Genomic DNA, 19,182 nt, shown 5'->3' with positions numbered 1-19,182 from the left:
GCGCGGCTGGGCGGGCGCGGACCGCGGGAAGAGGCGACCGCGCACGACCGGCCGTGGGAGCGCAAGGACAAGCGCAAGGACCCCCGACGCGACTCCGGCGTGCTGGTGATCGGGCTGGGCCGGTTCGGCAGCGCGATCGCGGCGACCCTGGACCGGCTCGGGCAGGACGTGCTCGCGGTGGAGCGCGACCCGGAGCTGGTGGCGCAGTGGTCGGGGCGCATCCCGCTGGTCGAGGCGGACGCCGCCAACCCCGAGGCACTGGAGCAGCTGGGCGCCCGGGACTTCTCCGTGGCGGTGGTCGGCGTCGGGTCCTACCTGGAGGCGTCGGTCCTGATCACCGGCAACCTGGTGGACATCGGCACCCCGCAGATCTGGTCCAAGGCGATCAGTGCCGAGCACGCCCGCATCCTGCAGCGGATCGGCGCCCATCACGTGGTGCTGCCGGAGGCCGACGCCGGGTCCCGGGTGGCGCACCTGGTGTCCGGCAAGATGCTCGACTACATCGAGGTCGAGGACGGCTTCACCGTGGTCAAGATGCGGCCGCCGCGCGAGACCCAGGGCTTCACGATCGCCCAGTCGCGGATCCGCGAGCGGTACGGCGTGACCGTGATCGGGGTGAAGAGCCCCGGGATCGACTTCGTGTACGCCTCGCCGGACACCCGGATCTCCGCCAACGACCTGCTGGTGGTCTCCGGGCACGCCGATCTGCTGGAGAGGTTCGCGGCCCGACCGTGAGCGCCTCGGCCGTGCCGCGCAGCCGGACCGCCGTGCTCACGGCGCTGCGGCATGCGGGTGAGCTCACCCAGGTCGAGATCGTCGCCGCCACCGGCCTGACGGCGGGGACGGTGTCGACGGTGGTCGGCGGGCTGATCGACGACGGCGTGGTCCGGGTGCGCGACGTGGTCCGCACCGGGCGCCGGGCGCGGGCAGTCAGCCTCGCGGGACCCGGCGGGCCGCTGATCGGAGTGCACTGCTACCTGGATCAGGTGCGGGTGCTGCTCGATCCCGGGGACGGGCGAGCCTGGTCGGAGGCGATCCGGGTGCTCCCGGACGGACACCGTGCCGAGCTCGCCGCGACGGCCGCGCGCGAGCTGAGCGCCGACCTGCTCGCCGCCGCCGACATCGATCCCGGGCGGGTGCTGCGGGCCGCCGTGGGCATCCCGGCGCCGGTCGAGGTCCGGACCGCCCGGGTCGGCGGCGCGGGGGTGCGGGACGGGTGGGGAACCGTGGTGGCGACCCCCGGCGCGTTCGGACCGTGGCCGGTGGACTTCGACAACGAGGGCAACCTCTCCGCCCTGGCCGAGGCTCGACTCGGCGCCGGGCGAGGACGCGCCACGGTGGTGCAGGTGTCGCTGTCCCAGGGCGTCTCCGGCGGGATCGTGCACGACGGCGAGCTGGTGCACGGGCGCACCGGCACCGCGGGCGAGCTCGGTCACCTGACGATCGACCCGCACGGACCGGTGTGCTCCTGCGGCAACCGGGGCTGCCTCCAGGTGTACGCCGGGTCGCAGGCGATCATCGGGCTGCTCGCCGCCAGCCACGGCCGACTGTCGGTGGCCGAGGTGCTGGACCTGGCGGCGCAAGGCGACCCGGGCTGCCGGCGGGTGCTCTCCGACGTGGGACGGCACCTCGGCACCGCGATGGCCTCGGTCTGCACCGTGCTGGACCCGGACGTCCTGGTGGTGGGCGGGGCACTCTCCCGGGCCGGGAACCTGCTGCTCGACCCGCTGCGCGAGGTGCTGGCCGAGCGGACGGCGGTGACCTCGGGGGCCGTGGTCGAGGTGGTCGCGGGGGTCCTCGGCGCGGCGGCGCCCGCCCGCGGCGCGCTGCTCCTGGCCCAGGACGCCGCCCTCGCACGCTGACCCCACGCGGCCGGGCGCGTGCCCCCGCGGCGCGGCGAGCCGCGGACCGCGAGCCGTGAGCCGCGAGCCGCGAGCCGTGAGCCGTCGGCCCTGAGCCTCGAGACTACGGAATTTGACGCATTCGGCCGTCTCCAGCGCCGGTTTCCGTAGTCTCGGCGCCCTGTCAGGGCGGCAAGGCGAGGGGCCGGGCGGGGCGAAGGCCCAGGGCCAGGGCCAGGGCCAGGGCCAGGGCCAGGCAAATGCCCAGGGCCGGGCGGGGCGAAGGACCGGCGGGGCGAGGGGCCGGGCAGAGCCGAGGGCCGGGCAGAGCCAAAGCCCGGGCGGGCGAAAGCCCAGGCAAGGCGAAGGCCCGAGCAGGCAAAGCCCCCGGGCAAGGCGAAGGCCCGGACCCCAAGGGGTCCGGGCCTTCGCCGGGGTGGATCAGCGCGCGGTGCCCGCGCGGCGCTTGTTGTAGATGTCGAAGGCGACGGCCAGCAGGAGGACGAGGCCCTTGACGATCTGCTGGGTGGACTGCGGGACACCCATCAGCTGCATGCCGTTGGACATCACGGCCATGATCAGACCACCGACCATCGCGCCGGTGACCCGGCCGACACCACCGGTGGTCGACGCGCCACCGATGAAGCAGGCGGCGATCGCGTCCAGCTCGAACATGTTGCCCGCCGCGGGCTGGGCGCCGTTGGCACGCGAGGAGTAGATGACACCGGCCACCGCGGACAGCAGGCCCATGTTGACGAAGATCCAGAAGTTGACCTGCTTGACCTTCACACCGGACAGCTGCGCGGCGTTGAGGTTGCCACCGATCGCGTACACGTGCCGACCGAAGACGGTCCGGTTGGTGACCACGTTGTAGGCCAGGATCAGCACCGCGAGGATGATCAGCACGATCGGCAGGCCACGGGAGTGCGCCAGCTGCCAGGCGAAGAGCATCACCACGACCGCGATGGCCACGATCTTGAGGATGAACAGCGGCATCGCCTCGACCGACTGCTGGTAGCGCACCCGGCCCATCCGCGAGCGGTAGGCGGCGAAGGCGTAGCCGACCACGGCGACCGCGGCGATCACCAGGGTGAAGACGTCGTAGCCGTTACCGCCGAACAGACCGTTCAGGAAGCCACCGGCGACCTTCTGGTAGGTGCCCGGGAACGGAGACAGCGACACGTTCTGCAGCACCTGGAGGGTCAGACCACGGAACAGCAGCATGCCCGCCAGGGTCACGATGAACGCCGGGATCCCGACGTAGGCGACCCAGAACCCCTGCCAGGCGCCGACCACCAGACCGACCGCCAGGGCGGCGAGGATGCCGACCCACCACGGGTTGCCGTTCTTGATCACCAGCACCGCGGAGACGGCGCCGGTGAGGGCGACCACCGATCCCACCGACAGGTCGATGTGACCACCGATGATCACGATCACCATGCCGATCGCGAGGATCAGGATGTAGGAGTACTGCAGGACGATGTTGGTGATGTTGCCCGGCTGCAGCAGCGTGCCGCCGGTCAGGACCGCGAACAGGGCGATGATCGCCACGAACGCGATGTAGATGCCGCTCTGGCGCAGGTTCTTCGTGAAGATGTCCCGCAGCCCGGTCACGGCGGTCACCGGACCGCACCCGTCGAGTGGTCGCGTTCCTGCGTCATGAGCTCCATCAGCCCTTCCTGAGTCGCGTCCCGTCGGTCCGTGACACCGGTGATCCGGCCGAACGCGAGGGTGTAGATGCGGTCACAGATCCCGAGGAGCTCGGGCAGCTCCGAGGAGATGACCACGACCCCCTTCCCGGCATCCGCGAGCTTGTTGATGATCGTGTAAATCTCGTACTTCGCACCGACGTCGATCCCACGGGTGGGCTCGTCGAGGATGAGCACCTCGGGGTCGGTGTAGATCCACTTGGAGAGCACCACCTTCTGCTGGTTACCGCCGGAGAGCTTTCCGGTGAGGGCCAGCACGGTGGGTGCCTTGATGTTCATCGACCGCCGGTACTCCTCGGCGACCTTGATCTCCTCGTTGCCGTTCACGAATCCGCCGGTGGACATCTTCTTCAGTGCCGCCGCGGAGATGTTCCGGCGAATGTCGTCGATCAGGTTGAGGCCGTAGGTCTTGCGGTCCTCGGTGGCGTAGGCGAGGCCGTGGCCGATCGCCTCCTGCACCGAGCGGACCTTGATCTCCTTGCCGTGCAGGTACACCCGGCCGGAGATGTTGCGGCCGTAGGAGCGACCGAAGACGCTCATCGCGAGCTCGGTGCGCCCGGCACCCATCAGGCCGGCGATCCCGACGATCTCCCCGGCACGGACCGCGAAGTTCGCGCCGTCGACCACCACGCGTCCCGGCTGGGTCGGGTGCTCGACGTGCCAGTCCTCGACCCGGAACACCTCCTCGCCGATGGTGGGGGTGTGCTCGGGGAACCGGCTGTCCAGGTCACGGCCGACCATGCCGCGGATGATCCGCTCCTGGGTGACCTGATCGGCCTCCATGTCCAGGGTCTCGATCGTCTTGCCGTCGCGGATGATCGTGGTGGAGTCCGCGATGTCGGCGATCTCGTTCAGCTTGTGCGAGATCATGATCGAGGTGATGCCCTGGCCGCGCAGGTGCCGCAGCAGGTCGAGCAGGTGCTCGGAGTCCGAGTCGTTGAGGGCCGAGGTCGGCTCGTCCAGGATCAGCAGCTTCACCTTCTTGGAGAGCGCCTTGGCGATCTCCACGAGCTGCTGCTTGCCGACACCGAGCTGACCGATCGGGGTGGTGGGGTTCTCGTCCAGGCCGACCCGGGCCAGCAGCTGGGCGGCCTCGGAGTTGGCCCGGTTCCAGTCGATGACGCCGCCGTGCTGGCGCTCGTTGCCCAGGAAGATGTTCTCGGCAACCGACAGGTAGGGCACCAGGGCGAGCTCCTGGTGGATGATCACGATGCCCTTGTCCTCGGAGTCGTTGATCGAGCCGAACTCGACCTTCTCTCCGTCGAACAGGATCTCGCCGTCATAGGTGCCGTGCGGGTAGACCCCGGAGAGCACCTTCATCAGAGTCGACTTCCCGGCGCCGTTCTCGCCGCAGATCGCGTGGATCTCGCCGCGTCGGACGCTCAGGTTCACGTCCTGCAGGGCCTTGACGCCCGGGAAAGTCTTGGTGATGGACTGCATCTGAAGGATGTGGTCGCTCATGCAGCCGTCCTCGTTCCTCATGCGATGGGGTGCCCCCGGGGCCGGATCGCGCCGGCCCCGGGGAGCGTTCGGGTGGAGAGGGGGATCAGGCCTGGCCCTTGGCCACCTGGTCCTCGGTCCAGTACCCCGAGTCGATGAGCAGCGACTGGATGTTGTCCTGGTAGACGATGTCCGACTCGAGCAGGTACGAGGGGACGACCTTCACGCCGTTGTCGTAGGACTCGGTGTCGTTGGCCTCCGGCTCGTCACCGGCCAGGTACGCCTTCGCGGAGATGACCGCCTGCTCGGCGAGCTTGCGAGTGTCCTTGAAGATGGTGGAGAACTGCACACCGTCGTTGATCAGCTTGACCGAGGCGATCTCGGCGTCCTGACCGGTCACGATGGGCAGGCCGCCCTCGATCGAGTCGCCGTAGCCGGCGTTCTGCAGCGCGGTGATGATGCCGCGGGAGATGCCGTCGTAGGGCGAGAGCACACCGTCGACCTTGCTGCCGTCGGAGTACGTGGAGGTCAGCAGGTCCTCCATGCGCTTCTGGGCGGTCTCCTGCAGCCAGCGCAGGGTGGCGACCTGCTCGATGTCGGTCTGACCCGACTTCACGACCAGGGTGCCGTCGTCGATGAACGGCTTGAGGGTGTCCATCGCGCCGTCGAAGAAGAAGTGCGCGTTGTTGTCGTCCAGCGAGCCGGCGAACAGCTCGATGTTGAACGGACCGGTGGCGGTGCCGGCGGAGCCGTCCGCGTTCTGCAGGCCGAGACCGACCAGCAGCGAGGTCGCCTGCTGCACACCGACGTTGTAGTTGTCGAAGGTGACGTAGAAGTCGACGTTCTCGGTGCCGTTGATCAGCCGGTCGTAGGCGATCACCGGGATGTTGGCGTCGGCGGCGGCCTGCAGCTGGTTGGCCAGCGCGGTGCCGTCGATGGAGGCGACGATCAGCAGGTCGACGCCCTTGGTGATCATCTGGTCGATCTGCTGGGACTGGGTCGGGATGTCGTCGGCCGCGTACTGCAGGTCGACGTTGTACCCGGCGTCCTCGAGCTGGCTCTTGACGGCGTTGCCGTCGGCGATCCACCGCTCGGAGGTCTCGGTCGGCATCGCGACACCGATGGTCTGGTCGCCGGGGTCGGCGCTCTCGCCGCTGCCGGAACCGCCGCCGCTGCCGGCGCCACCGCCGGAGCAGGCCGCCAGGCCCAGGGCGAGCGCCCCGGCCACGACCGCGAACTTGATGCTCTTCATGTCCTTCTCCTCCTTGAGAGGGGTGCTGACCTCGTCGTCACGGGTGGCGTCACAGCCACCGTTCTCGCTCATGTCCCCCTGAGCCGGAGCGGACCGTCATCGGGCCGTTTCCGGTGCACGTCCAGGCGTCGGTGCCGGGCACGCTGAAACTCTCGGGGGTTGAGTTCAAGAAGTCAAGCCAAAGCCGAGTCACAGCAGGTTGCAGATGGGTAACGGGTCCTCAGCGGGCTGATTGACGGGTGTTTGTGCAGGTCAGAGGCTTCGCGACAGGGGGAGCGAGGGCTTCTGAGGGCTTGATCCGGTCGGGTGATTGAGTTTTGTACGCAAACACAAAGCCGCCCATCCCCCAGCTGGGGATGGGCGGCTTCGACGGGGTCAGAGGCCCTGGGCGACCCGGTAGTAGACCTGGTTCCAGCGCACCTGATCGCGGAACCCGCGCCGGGTGGTGTCCTGGTCGATCACCAACAGCTCGGTGCCCGCGATGTCGGCGTAGATCTCGAAGGCCTCGACACCCGCGGCGGTGGACATCACCGTGTGGTGCGCGCCGCCCGCTGTCAGCCACGCCTCCGCCGAGGTGGCGAAGTCGGGTCGCGGCTCCCAGACCGCACGGGCGACCGGCAGGTTCGGCAGCTCCTGGCTCGGGGGCACCACGTCGACGACGTTCGCGGTCATCCGGAACCGGTCGCGCATGTCGGCCAGCGACACCACCACCGCCTCGCCCGGGTCGGCGTCGAAGACCATCCGCACCGGGTCCTCCTTGCCACCGATGCCCAGCGGGTGGATCTCCACCTTCGGCTTCGACGTGGTGAGGGAGGGGCAGACCTCGAGCATGTGCGCGCCCAGGATCTTCTCCGCGCCCGGGGTCAGGTCGTAGGTGTAGTCCTCCATCAGCGACGCGCCGCCGGGCAGGCCCTCACCCATCACCTTGGCGGCACGCACCAGGACGGCGGTCTTCCAGTCGCCCTCGGCACCGAAGCCGTAGCCCTTCGCCATCAGGCGCTGCACGGCCAGACCCGGCAGCTGACGCAGGTCCCCGAGGTCCTCGAAGTTGGTGGTGAACGCCTTCGCACCCACCGAGGTCAGGAACGTCTCCAGGGCGATCTCCTGGCGGGCCGCGTACCGCAGGGACTCGTGGCGCTCACCGCCGCGGCGCAGCTCGGGCACCACGTCGTAGAGCTCCTCGTACTCGGCAACCAGCGCGTCGATGTCCACGTCGGCCACCGCGTCCACCGCGGCGACCAGGTCGTTGACGCCCCAGGTGTTCACCGAGACGCCGAACCGCAGCTCGGCCTCGGTCTTGTCGCCCTCGGTGACCGCGACGTTGCGCATGTTGTCGCCGAACCGGACCAGCTTCAGCTCGTGGGTCGCCGCCCAGCCTGCGGCGGCCCGCACCCAGGTGCCGACCCGCTGGGTGACGGCCGGGTTCGACGCGTGGCCGACGACGGTGGTCCGGGCGACGCCGAGCCGGGAGGCGATGTACGCGTACTCGCGGTCACCGTGCGCGGCCTGGTTGAGGTTCATGAAGTCCATGTCGATGCTGTCCCAGGGCAGCTCGACATTCGCCTGGGTGTGCAGGTGCAGCAGCGGCTTGCGCAGCTGGTCCAGGCCGGCGATCCACATCTTGGCCGGGCTGAAGGTGTGCATCCAGGTGATGACGCCCAGCACCTTGTCGTCCGAGTTCGCGTCGAGCATCGCCCGGCGGATCGACACCGAGTCCTTCAGCACCGGCTTCCACACGATGCGGACCGGCACGTCGGCCGACTCGTCCAGGGTGCGGGCGACCTCCTGGGACTGCTCGGCGACCTGGCGCAGCGTCTCCTCGCCGTACAGGTCCTGGCTGCCGGTGAAGAACCAGACCTCGGCTCCGGCTCGCTCGGTGTAGGGCTTGCTGCTCGGGGTCCCCGCGGAAGCGGGAGCGGAGCGAGCGGTTCCGTGGGGTGAGTTCATGCGTCCTGCTCCTTCGTGGTGGGCTCAGCGGCCGGGGCGGCGCTGCCCTGGCCGTAGACGTTCTGGTACCGGGCGTACAGCGAGTCGACCTGCTCGGCCGGGATGCGGGTCGGCTCCCCGAGCTGCCGGGAGATGTGCACGGTGCGCGCCACCTCCTCCACCATGACGGCGGCCTTGACCGCTGCCTTGGCGTCCTTGCCGATGGTGAACGGGCCGTGGTTGCGCATCAGCACCGCCGGGCTGCGGGACTCGCGCAGCGTCTCGACGATGCCGCGACCGATGGAGTCGTCGCCGATCAGCGCGAACGGGCCGATCGGGACGTCGCCGCCGAACTCGTCGGCCATCATCGTCAGCACGCAGGGCACCGGCTCGGCCCGGGCGGCCCAGGCGGTGGCGTAGGTGGAGTGGGTGTGCACCACACCACCGATCTCGGGCATGTGCCGGTACACGTAGGCGTGTGCGGCGGTGTCGCTGGACGGGCTGCGGTCGCCGTCGATCAGTGTGCCGTCCAGGTCGCAGACCACCATCGACTCCGGGGTCAGCTCGTCGTAGGTGACGCCGGAGGGCTTGATCACCAGCAGGTCGTCGGCGGACGGCCCGTCGGCGTTCACCTGCACCCGCTGCGAGACATTGCCGGCTGTCCACACGACCAGGCCCCAGCGCGGCAGCTCGGCGTGCAGGCGGGCGACCACCTCACGGGTGGCGGCCACCGCCTCGCGGACATGGTCGGGATAGTCGGTGAGCTGCATGGGACCTCCTGGCGAGGGGTGGATGGGATCAGAGGACTTCGGCTGCCGCGCGCTCGGCGGCGAGTCCGGCGCGGTAGCGGTCGAGGTAGGTGGCGTATCCGGCGACGTCGGCCGGGTCCGGGTCGGTGACGTCCAGGTGGGCGTCGGCGAACACCCGGTGCGCCAGGTAGTCGTCCAGCGACACGCCCTCGGACTGCCCCTGGTAGGCGGCCAGCACCGCGATGCCCCAGGCGCCGCCCTCGGCGGCGGTCTCCCCGACCGCGACCGGCGCGTCGATGGCGGCGGCGAGCAGGCGCTGGGCCACCCCGGCGGTCCGGAACAGGCCACCGTGCGCGAACATGCTGTCGATCGCCACGCCCTCACCGGCGAGCACCTGCATGCCCAGGCTCAGCGTGCCGAAGACCCCGGCGATCTGGGTCCGGGCGAAGTTGGCCAGGTTCAGCGTGCTGTCCGGGGTGCGGACGATCATCGGGCGACCCTCGGTCAGGTCGGCGATCGGTTCACCGGACAGATGGTTGTAGGCGATCAGGCCGCCACCGTCGGCGGCACCGTCCAGGGCGGCCCGGAACAACACGCCGTAGACCTCGTCCGGCTGCATCGGGTGCCCGCTCGCGGCGGCGAACTGCCCGAAGACCTCCGCCCAGGCACCGAGCTCGGAGGCACCGTTGTTGCAGTGCACCATCGCCACCGGGTCACCGGCGGGCGTCGTGACCAGGTCCAGCTCGTGGTGCACTTCGGACAGCGGGTGCTCCAGCACCACCATCGCGAAGATGCTGGTCCCGGCGCTGACATTGCCGGTGCGCGGGGCGACCGACCCGGTGGCGACCATGCCGGTGCCCGCGTCGCCCTCCGGCGGGGCCAGCGGGATGCCCGCGGTCAGGGTGCCGCTGGGGTCGAGGAGGGCTGCGCCGTCGGCGGTCAGCGTTCCGGCATCGGCACCGGCCACCAGCACCCGGGGGAACAGCGCGGTGACATCCGGGCCGGGGTACGCGGCGACCATGGTGGCGTCGTAGTCGTGGGTGGCGGAGTCGATCGGGAACATGCCGGAGGCGTCGCCGATGCCGAGCACCTTCTGCCCGGTGAGCTGCCAGTGCACGTACCCGGCGAGCGTGGTCACGAAGTCGAGCTGCGGGACGTGCGGCTCCTCGTCCAGCACCGCCTGGTGCAGGTGGGCGATCGACCAGCGCAGCGGGATGTTGGTGCCGAACAGCTCGGTGAGCTCCGCGGCGGCCCGGCCGGTGTTGGTGTTGCGCCAGGTGCGGAACGGGACCAGCAGCTGGTCCTGGGCGTCGAAGGCCAGGTAGCCGTGCATCATGGCCGAGACGCCCAGACCGGAGATCCCGGTCACCGGGACGCCACGCTCGGCGGCGTCCCGCAGCAGGTCGGCGACGGCGGCGCGCAGACCCGTCCACACGTCGTCCAGGGAGTACGTCCACAGCCGGTCGACGAACTGGTTCTCCCAGGCGTGCGACCCGGTGGCCAGCGGCGTGTGATCGGCGCCGATCAGACAGGCCTTGATCCGGGTGGAGCCGAGCTCGATGCCCAGCCAGGTGGTGTCCTGCGCCATCGCCGATTCCTCCGTCGGTCGGCCCGGCCGGGGAACTGGCTGCGGGCGTCGGGCACCGCCGGACATCGGCGGCCTGTCATGCATGTTAGCGCTCACATCGAGTCGCGTCGAGGTGCTCGGACTTCGGGCACACCGGGGGTGTCGCCGCGAGCGGAGCCGTCTTCCGGTGAGGCTGCGGTGTCGGGCCGCTCAGCGCGGGGCGGCGGTGCTCGCGCGCAGGACCACGGTCGCCGGGATGGTGCTGTCCACCGGCGACTCCCCGGCCAGCGAGCGCACCAGCGCATCCACCGCCGCCCGGCCCAGGGCCGCGAAGTCCTGGCGCACGGTGGTCAGCGGCGGGGTGTAGTACCCGGCACCGACCTCGTCGTCGAAACCGGTCACCGACAACCGGCCCGGCACGTCGATCCCGTGCTCCCAGCAGGCGCGCAGCACCCCGAGGGCGAGCTGGTCGTTCGCGGCGAGCACCGCCGAGGGCAGACCCTCCGCGATCAGCCGCTGCGCCGCCCGGTACCCCGCGTCGGCGGACCAGTCGCACAGGATCGGGTCACGGGGGGTCAGGCCGGCGGCCTCGCACTCCTCCGCCCACCCGGCGAGCCGGTCCCGGGCGTCGAACCAGTCCTGCGGGCCGGCCAGATGCACGATGTCACGGTGCCCCAGGCCGACCAGGTGCCGGACCAGGTCCCGCGCCCCGGCCCGCTGGTCGACACCCACGCTGATCAACCGCTCCGACGCGGGTCGACCGCCGTCGGAGGTGACCATCACGGTCGGCACCGGCGCCGCGAACGCGGTGACCGCGTCCGCCACGTCCACCTGCGGCGCGATGATCGCGACCCCCTCGACGCCCTGGTCCATGAAGTGGTCCAGCGCCGCGTGCAGGGTGTCCGGCTCGAACCGGTCCACCGCGGCCACGCTCACGTAGTAGCCGACCTCCCGGGCCGCCCGCTCGACCTCCAGCAGCGTGCTCGCCGGACCGTGGTGGCCGGTGGCGGTGGTCAGCACCCCGAACGCCCCCGACCGTCGGGTGACCAGGGCGCGGGCGGCGCTGTTGCGGCGGTAGCCGAGCTCCGCGATGGCCGCCAGCACCCGGTCGCGGGTCTCCGGCCGGACGCTCGGGTGGTCGTTCAGCACCCGGGAGACGGTCTGGTGCGACACCCCGGCGCGCGCGGCGACATCGCTCATCGCGGGCGGGCGGGGCGGTGGGGTCATGGCGGGGTGGGTCCTGGGCTGGTCGGGTGGCGGCTGAGCCGGAGGTTACCGCGCGGGTCCCGACTGCTCGGCGTCCGAGGCGGGCTGGGTGTGCCCCGACGGCGCGGCATCCGGCGCGGGAGCGGCGGCGGCACCGAGCTGCTGCGAGCGGTCGTGGGCGGCCCGCGCGGCGGCGACGATCCCGGCCCGGACACCATGGGCGTCCAGCTGCGCGACCCCGGCGACGGTGGTGCCGCCCGGCGACGACACCCGCTCGCGCAGCACCACCGGGTGGTCACCGGTCTGCGCCGCCAGCGCCGCCGAGCCCTCGACGGTGGCGACCGCGAGCCGGGTGGCCAGGTCCCGGGTGAGCCCGAGCAGCACCCCGGCCTCGGCCATCGCATCGATCAGGTAGAACGCGTACGCCGGGCCGGAGCCGGAGATCGCCGTCACCGCGTCCAGGTCCTTCTCCTGCACCCGGACCACCAGGCCGGTCGCCGCGAGCGCCCGCTCCACCAGCTCCAGGTGCTCGTCGGTGGCGTGGGTGCCCGGGGCGATGGCGGAGGCACCCTTGCCGACCAGCGCCGGGGTGTTCGGCATCACCCGGACCACCGGGGTGCCCTCGGGGAGCGCCCGCTCGTAGACCGACAGCGGCACACCGGCGGCGACCGACACCACCAGGGTGTCCGGTCGGACCGCGTCGGCGATCTCGTCCAGCAGTGCGGGCACCACCTGCGGCTTGACCGCGATCATCACCAGCCCCGCGGAGCGCACCACCTTGGGGTTCGGATCGGCTGAGCGGACGCCGTACCGGCTGGACAGCTCGTTCGCCCGGATCGCACTGCGCTCGGTGACCGCGACATCGTCCATGTCCCATCCGGCGGTGAGCAGCGCCGACACCAGCGCCTCGCCCATCACTCCCCCGCCGAGCACGCCGGCCCGGGGCTGTGCGGTGCTGGTCTGGCTCATCGGGGGTCCTCCCTGCGGTGCTGTCCGAACACCGGGAGCCTATCCGGCGGGGCGCGGGAGGCGAGGTCGGCCGGGTGCCGACGCCGGGTCACCCGGTGTCGGCACCCGGTCGGTCACTGTCCGGGCGCCACGGGCAGCTGGCCACCGGGGAACGACCCCTGATCCGGCGGCGTGAAACCGCCTGCCTCGGACGAGTCCGAGGAACCGGTCGAGCCGAGCCCGCTCAGGCCGGTGGATTCGGCGTCGTCGTCGGTGCTCAGCGACTGGTTCGGGTCGGCGAGCACGACCTCGTCCCCGGAGGTGAGCCCGTCGGTGATCTCGGTGAGCTCGGTGCCGACCGCGCCGCGCTCGACCTCCACCGACTCGACAGCACCGTCCCGGAGCACGTTCACGGTCGCAGTGCTGCCGTCCAGGTGCACGGCCGACGACGGCACGGTGAGCGTGTCGTCCGCGGCGGCGACAGCGATGGACACCTGTGCCGACTGTCCGTCGAACAGGGTGACCTCCGGGTCGTCGACGGCGATCTCCACGGTGTACGCCGGGTCGGAGCTCGTCGAGGAGTTGAGCACCCCGATCGAGCTGACGGTGCCGGTGAGCGCCTCGTCCTGCGAGGTGACGGTGAGGGATGCCTGCTGGCCGACCTCGACCAGATCGACCTGGCTGAGCGAGACGGCGGTGGACACCAGGTAGCCGTCGTCGCCGATGATCGTGATGACCGCGGAGTCGGAGGATGCCTCGACCTCATCGCCGACCGCGAGCGCCACCGCGGCCACGGTGCCGTTCACCGGGCTGGTGAGGTCCACCAGCGCGAGCTTGCTCTGCGCCAGCGCGAGGTCGGCATTGGCCTGGTCGATCGCTGCCTGGTCCGCGAGCAGGTCGGCGGCGGTCGCCACGGATGAGCCGCCGGAGCCGGACGCGCTGCCGGAGCCGGACGACGACCCACCGGACATCCCCGCGGCGGCCGACGAGCCGGTGGCATCGGACGAGCCGGATGCGCTGGCCCCCGAGGCGGTGCCCGTGGTGCCCGACCCGCTGCTGGGCGTCTGGGACGCGGTGGACCCCGAGTCGGAGCCGGTACCGGTGCTGGTTCCCGGCTCGGCGCTGCCGTCGGTGGATCCGGTGCCCGAGCCGCCCGGTGTGGCGGTGGAGCCGGACCCGGCGGCGGCGAGCGCCTCCTGGGCGGCGGCGACAGCGGTGTTCAGGGTGTCAGCGGCCGCGGTGAGTGCCTGCTGGGCGTCGTCGACGGCGGTCTGCGCGGTCAGGACGGCGGTGATCGCGTCCTGGCAGGCAGTGAGGTCGTCGGCGGTGGTGCTGGTGGTGGTGACGCCAGAGGCCGTCGTGTCGGTGCTCCCGGCGTCGCCCGACCCGGACGTGCCCGCGTCACCGGAGCCGGCATCGGTCGACCCGGTGCCGGTGGATCCAGAGTCGGCGGAACCGGAGCTCGTGGAACCGGAGTCCGCGGAACCGGAATCCGCGGAACCAGAGTCCGTGGAACCGGAGTCGCTGGACCCGGTGTCCGAGGTCGCGCTGAGGAGTGGCGCGCAGATGGTGCCCGAGTCGGTGACCGCGGTGCTGGAGTCGGCGAGGGCGGCCTGAGCAGCCTGGTACTGGGTGAGCAGCGCCTCCTGGGCGGTGGTCACGGCGGTGATCGCCTCGGTGACGGCGGGGTCCTCCGTCGCGCCGTCACCCTCGGTGCCGTCACCGCCGCCCGTGGCCGCGCCGCCGGAACCCGACCCGTCGGACCCCGAGCTGCCGGACCCCGACCCGTCGGACCCCGAACTGCCCGAGCTGCCCGAGCCGGAACCGCCGGAACCCGATGCCGCTGCGGACCCCACGTCGGCACCGCCGGACCCGGTCGCGCTGCCACCAGACGACGAACCGCCGGAGCCCGACCCGCTCGAACCGCTCCCGGAGGAGCTGTTGGACGACGAGGACGAGCTGGCGGTCTGCGAGTCCTGGTCGTCGGCGAGCTTCTGCTCCGCCTCGGTCACCGCCTCCTGCGCAGCGTCCACCGCGTCCTGCAACGAGGTCGTGTCCAAGGAGGCGATCACCTCTCCGGCGGTCACCGTGTCACCGACCGCGACATCCACCGATCCGACGGTGCCCGCCACGGAGAACGACCGGTCGAGGGTGGTGGCGGAGGCGACGGTGCCGGTGGTGTCGATGGTCTGATCGACTCCGGCCACCGCGGCGATGGCGGTGGTGTACCCGGTGCTTCCCGAGCGGGTGGCGAGGGCGACCCCGCCACCGAGCAGGCTGAGCACCAGGGCACCGGCGACGCCCACGGTGACGAGTCGGCGGCGCCGCAGTGCCCGACGTCGGGCGGCTCCCGAGGTCACCGGCGCGGAATGCCGGCGCCGACGGCACACGAGGTCACGCATCGGAGTCGTCACCGCCCTGCGGACGTCCACCGAAGCCGGTGGAGCAGCCGCCGTCGGTGGCGTCGGACAAGGTGAGGCTGGTGGCGGTCATCTGCCCGGAGTCGTCCTGGTCGCCCTGGGCCACGACGCACCGGCCGACGGTGATCGCGGTGGCGTCGGCGGCGGCGGTGGCGGTGTAGGTGGTGGTGTCGGCGACGGTCACGACCGTGGACTCGGTGCTGGCGTCGGCGGAGTCGTCGCCGGGCCGGCCCATGGACACCGCGTCGACGGTGAGGGTGCTGCCGTCGACGGCGGTCACCAGGCCGGAAGTGACCTGGCGGAAGCCGCCACCCGACCCGCCACCGTCGGGTGCGTCGGTCGGCATGTCGGCGGGTGCCTCGCCCTCCGGCATGCCGGTGGGCGCGCCGTCGGGCAGCTCACCGCCCTGCGGCATCCCCCCACCGCCGCCCATCCCGACGCCACCGGTGCACTCCCCGTCCACCGGCTCACTGATCGTGATCGACGTCGCCAGGTCATCGTCGTCCAGGACGGCACTGACACAGACCCCCACCGTCACGTCGGAGAGCGCCGCCGAGACGGTCTGGCTGATCGTGGTCGAGGCGTCCCAGCTGACGGCGGTCTGGCCGTCGTCGCCCTGGACCTGCATCAGGGTGTCCGACACCTCGGCGATCTCACCGGACACACCGCCCACGCCCGGCATCCGGTCACCGCCGGCGGGCTGGGAGTTCGAGGTGGCGGTGTCCGAGCCGGTGCTGGTGGTGTCCGAACCGGACGAGCACGCGGCGAGCAGCACCAGGACGGAGGCGGCCGCCGGCAGGGCCAGCAGGGCGCGGGAACGGGACGACAGTGAGCGGGACATGGTTCTCCTTGGGTGGTGGCGCACGGTCACTCGGACCGCAGGGCGTCGATGGGCGCGAGCTTGGCCGCGCGGGTGGCGGGGTAGACCCCGAAGACGATCCCGATGGCGATGGCGACGGCGACCGAGCCGCCCACCGCCGCACCGGAGATCACGATGGAGGTGCCCAGGGCGGAGGGCAGGGTGAGGGCACCGACGATCCCGAGCGCGGCACCCAGCAGCCCGCCGGCCAGGCCGAGCACCGCCGCCTCGACCAGGAACTGGCGACGGATCGCCCACGGCGGGGCCCCGAGCGCCTTGCGCAGACCGATCTCCCGGGTCCGCTCGGTGACCGAGACCAGCATGATGTTCATGACGCCGATCCCGCCGACCAGCAGGGACAGCGCGGCGATCCCGGTGAGCAGCACGGTCAGGGTCTGGTAGACCGACGTCGCGGTGCTGACCAGCGAGTCCTGGGAGTCGATGCTGAAGTCCGCCGAGTCCGCGTCGGTGATCCCGTGCAGGTTGAGCAGCAGGGTCTGCGACTCCTGGTACGCCGCCGACAGGTGATCCGCCGAGGCCGCCTGCACGTAGATCGTAGACAGCGCATTGCGGTCGAGCCCGCCGGAGACGGTGTTCGCGGCGGTGGTCAGCGGCACCACGACCAGGTCGTCCAGATCGGCGTCGGTGCTCGACCCGGCGGCGTTCAGCACGCCGACGATCCGGAAGCTGGTGTCCGCGATGGTGATCGACTGTCCGACCACGTTCGTGGTGCCGAACAACTCGGTGGCGGTGGTCTGCCCGATCACCGCCACCAGGGCCCCGGCATCGTCGTCGTCGCTGGTGAAGAACTCGCCGGACACCACGCTCCGGGAACGGACGTCCAGCCAGTCGACGGTGCTGCCGACCACGGTGGTGGTCCAGTTGGTGTCGTTGGCCTCGACCGAGGTGGAGGTCTCCTTCTCCGGAGCCACCGCACCGACGTCCGGGGCGTTCACCGAGGAGGCGAGCGCCTCGGCGTCCGACCGGGTGAGGGTGGCGGCGGTGCCGAATCCGCCGCGCATCCCGTCGGAGTCGGTGCTCGACCCCGGGGTGACGATCAGCAGGTTCGACCCCAGCGAGCTGATCTGCTCGCTGACGTCCTTCTGGGTGCCCAACCCGAGGCCGACGGTGAGGATCACCGCGGCGATCCCGATCAGGATGCCCAGCACCGTCAACAGCGAACGCAGCGCGTGCCCGCGCACTGCCGACCAGGAGGTGCGGAAGGTCTCGGCCCAGCTCATCGGGGATTCACCTCGTCCGACTGGACCAGACCGTCCTTGACGAAGGCGATCCGGCGGGCGCGCTCGGCCACCTCCAGCTCGTGGGTGATCAGGACGATGGTGCGGCCCTGGGCGTGCAGCTCGTCGAACAGGGCCAGCACGTCCTCGGTGGAGACCGAGTCCAGGTTCCCGGTCGGCTCGTCGGCGAGGATCAGCGCCGGTTCCCCGACCAGTGCCCGGGCCACCGCCACCCGCTGCTGCTGACCGCCGGACAGTTCGCCGGGCCGGTTGTCCAGGCGCTCACCCAGGCCGACCCGTTCCAGGGCCGCCACCGCGCGGTCCCGCCGTTCGGCCGCCGGGATGCCCCGGTAGATCAGCGGGAGTTCGACATTGCGCCAGGCCGACAGCGCGGGCAGCAGGTGGAACTGCTGGAAGACGAAGCCCAGCCGCCGGTTGCGCACCTCGGCCAGATCGACCTCGTCGAGTTCGCCGACGTCCTCCCCCGCGAGGTGGTAGCTGCCCTGGGTGAGCACGTCCAGACACCCGATGATGTTCATCAGCGTCGACTTGCCGGAGCCGGAGGGGCCCATGATCGCCACGTACTCGCCCTGGCCGATCAGCAGGTCGATGCCGCGCAGCGCTTCGAACTCGATGCTGCCGGAGCGGTAGGTCTTCCGTGCACCGGTCAGCTCGATCACCGGGTCGCCGGGTCGGCCCTGGTCGAGGGCGTCGTGGTCCAGCAGCAGCTCAGCCATTGTTCGGACCACCCATCTGGCCCGGCATCCCGCCACTGAAGTCGGGCATCTCGCCCGGTTGCTGCTGTTGCCGTTGCTGATCGCCCGACCCGTCCTGGGTGGTTCCCGCACCGGGCGTGAACGTGGTGACCAGCACCTCGTCGCCCTCGGACAGCCCCGCGGTGATCTCGACCATCGTCCCGGAGGTTTCCCCCACGGTGACCGGGGTGCTCACCTGCTCGCCGTCGGCACCCAGCTGGGTGACCACCGACTGCCCGTCCTCGGTGCTGACCGCCGCACTGGGCACCGCCAGGACATCGGTCCGCCGCTCGTAGATGATCGCGGCGGTGACCGACGTGCCGTCGTGCAGGCCCTCCGGTGAACCGGTGACCTGGATCGTGACCGGGTAGGCGGCGACGCCCCCGGTGCTGGTGGACACCAGTCCGACCGTGCTCACCGTGCCGTACAGCGTGTCGTCCACCGCGTCGCCGGTGAGCTCGACCTGGTCGCCGACCGCGATCAGCGCCACATCGGTCTCGTCGACCGTCACGCCGACCGTCCAGGAGTCGGTGCCGATGATGACGAACTGGGCGCTGGAGCTGGTGCTGCCGGAGCTGGTCGAGCCGCTCATGCCGGTCGCGGCCGAGCCACCCGAGCTGCCGGACCCCGACGAGCCACTCGCCCCGGACGATCCCCCCGTGCCGCCGGACGACCCGGAGCCGGTCACCGCGTCCCCGACCTCGATGTTGACCTCGGTCAGCAGACCGGACACCGGGGCGGTCAGCGTCGCAGCCGCCATATCCGCCTCGGCCTCGTCGTAGGCAGCCTGTGCCACGTCGACCTTGGCCGACAGTGACGCGATCTGGGCCAGGGCGGTGCTGGTGCCGTCCGAATCGGCCTGCGCGTCCGAGAGGTCCGCCTGCGCACTGACCAGGTCGGCCTTCGCCGCCAACAGGTCGGCGTTCAGTTGCAGGGTGTCGACCGTCGCCAGTCGCTGGCCCGCGGTCACCGTGTCACCGGCGGCGACATCCACCGCCGTCACCGTGCCGGACACCGCGAACGACACGTCCTCCTGCACCGCCGGGGTCAGGGTGCCGGTGGCCGACACCGACTGCTCGAAGGTGGTGGTGCTCGCGGTGACGGTGCTGGTGCCCGATGCCGCGGCGTCAGCCGTCGCCGGCCCACCCCGCAGGCCGAACCAGTACACCCCCGCGCCGGCGAGGACGACGACCACGGCCCCCACGCTCACGATCCGCATCCACAGGCGGGTCCGCCTCCACAGCGACAGCATGTTCTCCCTCACGACGGTCC

General features: G+C 71.4%; 15 protein-coding genes. 2 read left to right on the top strand and 13 right to left on the bottom strand.

What is annotated here, in order from left to right:
* The first annotated feature begins 99 nt into the window (after window positions 1–99).
* The gene (locus HGK68_RS01500) at window positions 100–735 is read left to right on the top strand and encodes a potassium channel family protein (RefSeq protein ID WP_169166875.1); all 636 of its coding nucleotides are present in this window, start codon (window positions 100–102) and stop codon (window positions 733–735) included.
* On the top strand, window positions 732–1,862 hold the full coding sequence (locus HGK68_RS01495; RefSeq protein WP_169164370.1) for an ROK family transcriptional regulator: 1,131 nt from the start codon (window positions 732–734) through the stop codon (window positions 1,860–1,862). Before HGK68_RS01500 ends, HGK68_RS01495 begins: the two co-directional genes overlap by 4 nt.
* Window positions 1,863–2,282: 420 nt before the next feature.
* On the opposite strand, the gene mmsB is transcribed toward HGK68_RS01495, so the two are convergent.
* From mmsB to HGK68_RS01430, 13 genes are all read right to left on the bottom strand, one after another.
* The gene (gene mmsB, locus HGK68_RS01490; RefSeq protein WP_169164369.1) at window positions 2,283–3,464 is read right to left on the bottom strand and encodes a multiple monosaccharide ABC transporter permease; all 1,182 of its coding nucleotides are present in this window, start codon (window positions 3,462–3,464) and stop codon (window positions 2,283–2,285) included.
* Window positions 3,461–5,011: a multiple monosaccharide ABC transporter ATP-binding protein gene (gene mmsA, locus HGK68_RS01485; RefSeq protein ID WP_169164368.1), complete on the bottom strand. Its 1,551-nt coding sequence runs from the start codon at window positions 5,009–5,011 to the stop codon at window positions 3,461–3,463. The genes mmsB and mmsA overlap by 4 nt, the downstream gene beginning before the upstream one ends.
* Window positions 5,012–5,096: 85 nt before the next feature.
* On the bottom strand, window positions 5,097–6,242 hold the full coding sequence (gene chvE, locus HGK68_RS01480; protein WP_169166874.1) for a multiple monosaccharide ABC transporter substrate-binding protein: 1,146 nt from the start codon (window positions 6,240–6,242) through the stop codon (window positions 5,097–5,099).
* A 375-nt stretch (window positions 6,243–6,617) separates the two neighbouring features.
* Complete coding sequence (gene araA, locus HGK68_RS01475; RefSeq protein WP_169164367.1) at window positions 6,618–8,189, bottom strand: L-arabinose isomerase; 1,572 nt, start codon at window positions 8,187–8,189, stop codon at window positions 6,618–6,620.
* Window positions 8,186–8,938, bottom strand: a complete 753-nt coding sequence (locus HGK68_RS01470) for an L-ribulose-5-phosphate 4-epimerase (protein WP_169164366.1) — start codon at window positions 8,936–8,938, stop codon at window positions 8,186–8,188. The genes araA and HGK68_RS01470 overlap by 4 nt, the downstream gene beginning before the upstream one ends.
* A gap of 28 nt (window positions 8,939–8,966) precedes the next feature.
* Window positions 8,967–10,505 (bottom strand): xylulokinase, encoded by a 1,539-nt coding sequence (locus tag HGK68_RS01465; protein ID WP_246260493.1) that lies wholly within the window; start codon window positions 10,503–10,505, stop codon window positions 8,967–8,969.
* A 189-nt stretch (window positions 10,506–10,694) separates the two neighbouring features.
* Window positions 10,695–11,711, bottom strand: a complete 1,017-nt coding sequence (locus tag HGK68_RS01460) for a LacI family DNA-binding transcriptional regulator (protein WP_246260491.1) — start codon at window positions 11,709–11,711, stop codon at window positions 10,695–10,697.
* A 45-nt stretch (window positions 11,712–11,756) separates the two neighbouring features.
* On the bottom strand, window positions 11,757–12,659 hold the full coding sequence (gene proC, locus HGK68_RS01455) for a pyrroline-5-carboxylate reductase (protein ID WP_169164364.1): 903 nt from the start codon (window positions 12,657–12,659) through the stop codon (window positions 11,757–11,759).
* 113 nt (window positions 12,660–12,772) lie between these two features.
* Complete coding sequence (locus HGK68_RS01450; protein ID WP_169164363.1) at window positions 12,773–14,998, bottom strand: permuted SH3 domain-containing protein; 2,226 nt, start codon at window positions 14,996–14,998, stop codon at window positions 12,773–12,775.
* Window positions 14,999–15,032: 34 nt separating this feature from the next.
* The gene (locus tag HGK68_RS01445) at window positions 15,033–15,899 is read right to left on the bottom strand and encodes a hypothetical protein (protein ID WP_169164362.1); all 867 of its coding nucleotides are present in this window, start codon (window positions 15,897–15,899) and stop codon (window positions 15,033–15,035) included.
* Between the two features lie 26 nt (window positions 15,900–15,925).
* Window positions 15,926–17,158, bottom strand: a complete 1,233-nt coding sequence (locus tag HGK68_RS01440; protein WP_169164361.1) for an ABC transporter permease — start codon at window positions 17,156–17,158, stop codon at window positions 15,926–15,928.
* Window positions 17,155–17,892 carry an ABC transporter ATP-binding protein gene (locus HGK68_RS01435; RefSeq protein ID WP_281358381.1) on the bottom strand — a complete coding sequence of 246 codons (738 nt, stop codon included), beginning with the start codon at window positions 17,890–17,892 and terminating at the stop codon, window positions 17,155–17,157. Before HGK68_RS01435 ends, HGK68_RS01440 begins: the two co-directional genes overlap by 4 nt.
* Window positions 17,885–19,174: an efflux RND transporter periplasmic adaptor subunit gene (locus tag HGK68_RS01430; RefSeq protein ID WP_246260489.1), complete on the bottom strand. Its 1,290-nt coding sequence runs from the start codon at window positions 19,172–19,174 to the stop codon at window positions 17,885–17,887. The genes HGK68_RS01435 and HGK68_RS01430 overlap by 8 nt, the downstream gene beginning before the upstream one ends.
* Window positions 19,175–19,182: the final 8 nt, after the last annotated feature.

Source organism: Cellulomonas taurus (assembly GCF_012931845.1).
Lineage (GTDB): Bacteria > Actinomycetota > Actinomycetes > Actinomycetales > Cellulomonadaceae > Cellulomonas > Cellulomonas taurus.
This window is presented reverse-complemented; position numbering and strand designations above follow the sequence as displayed.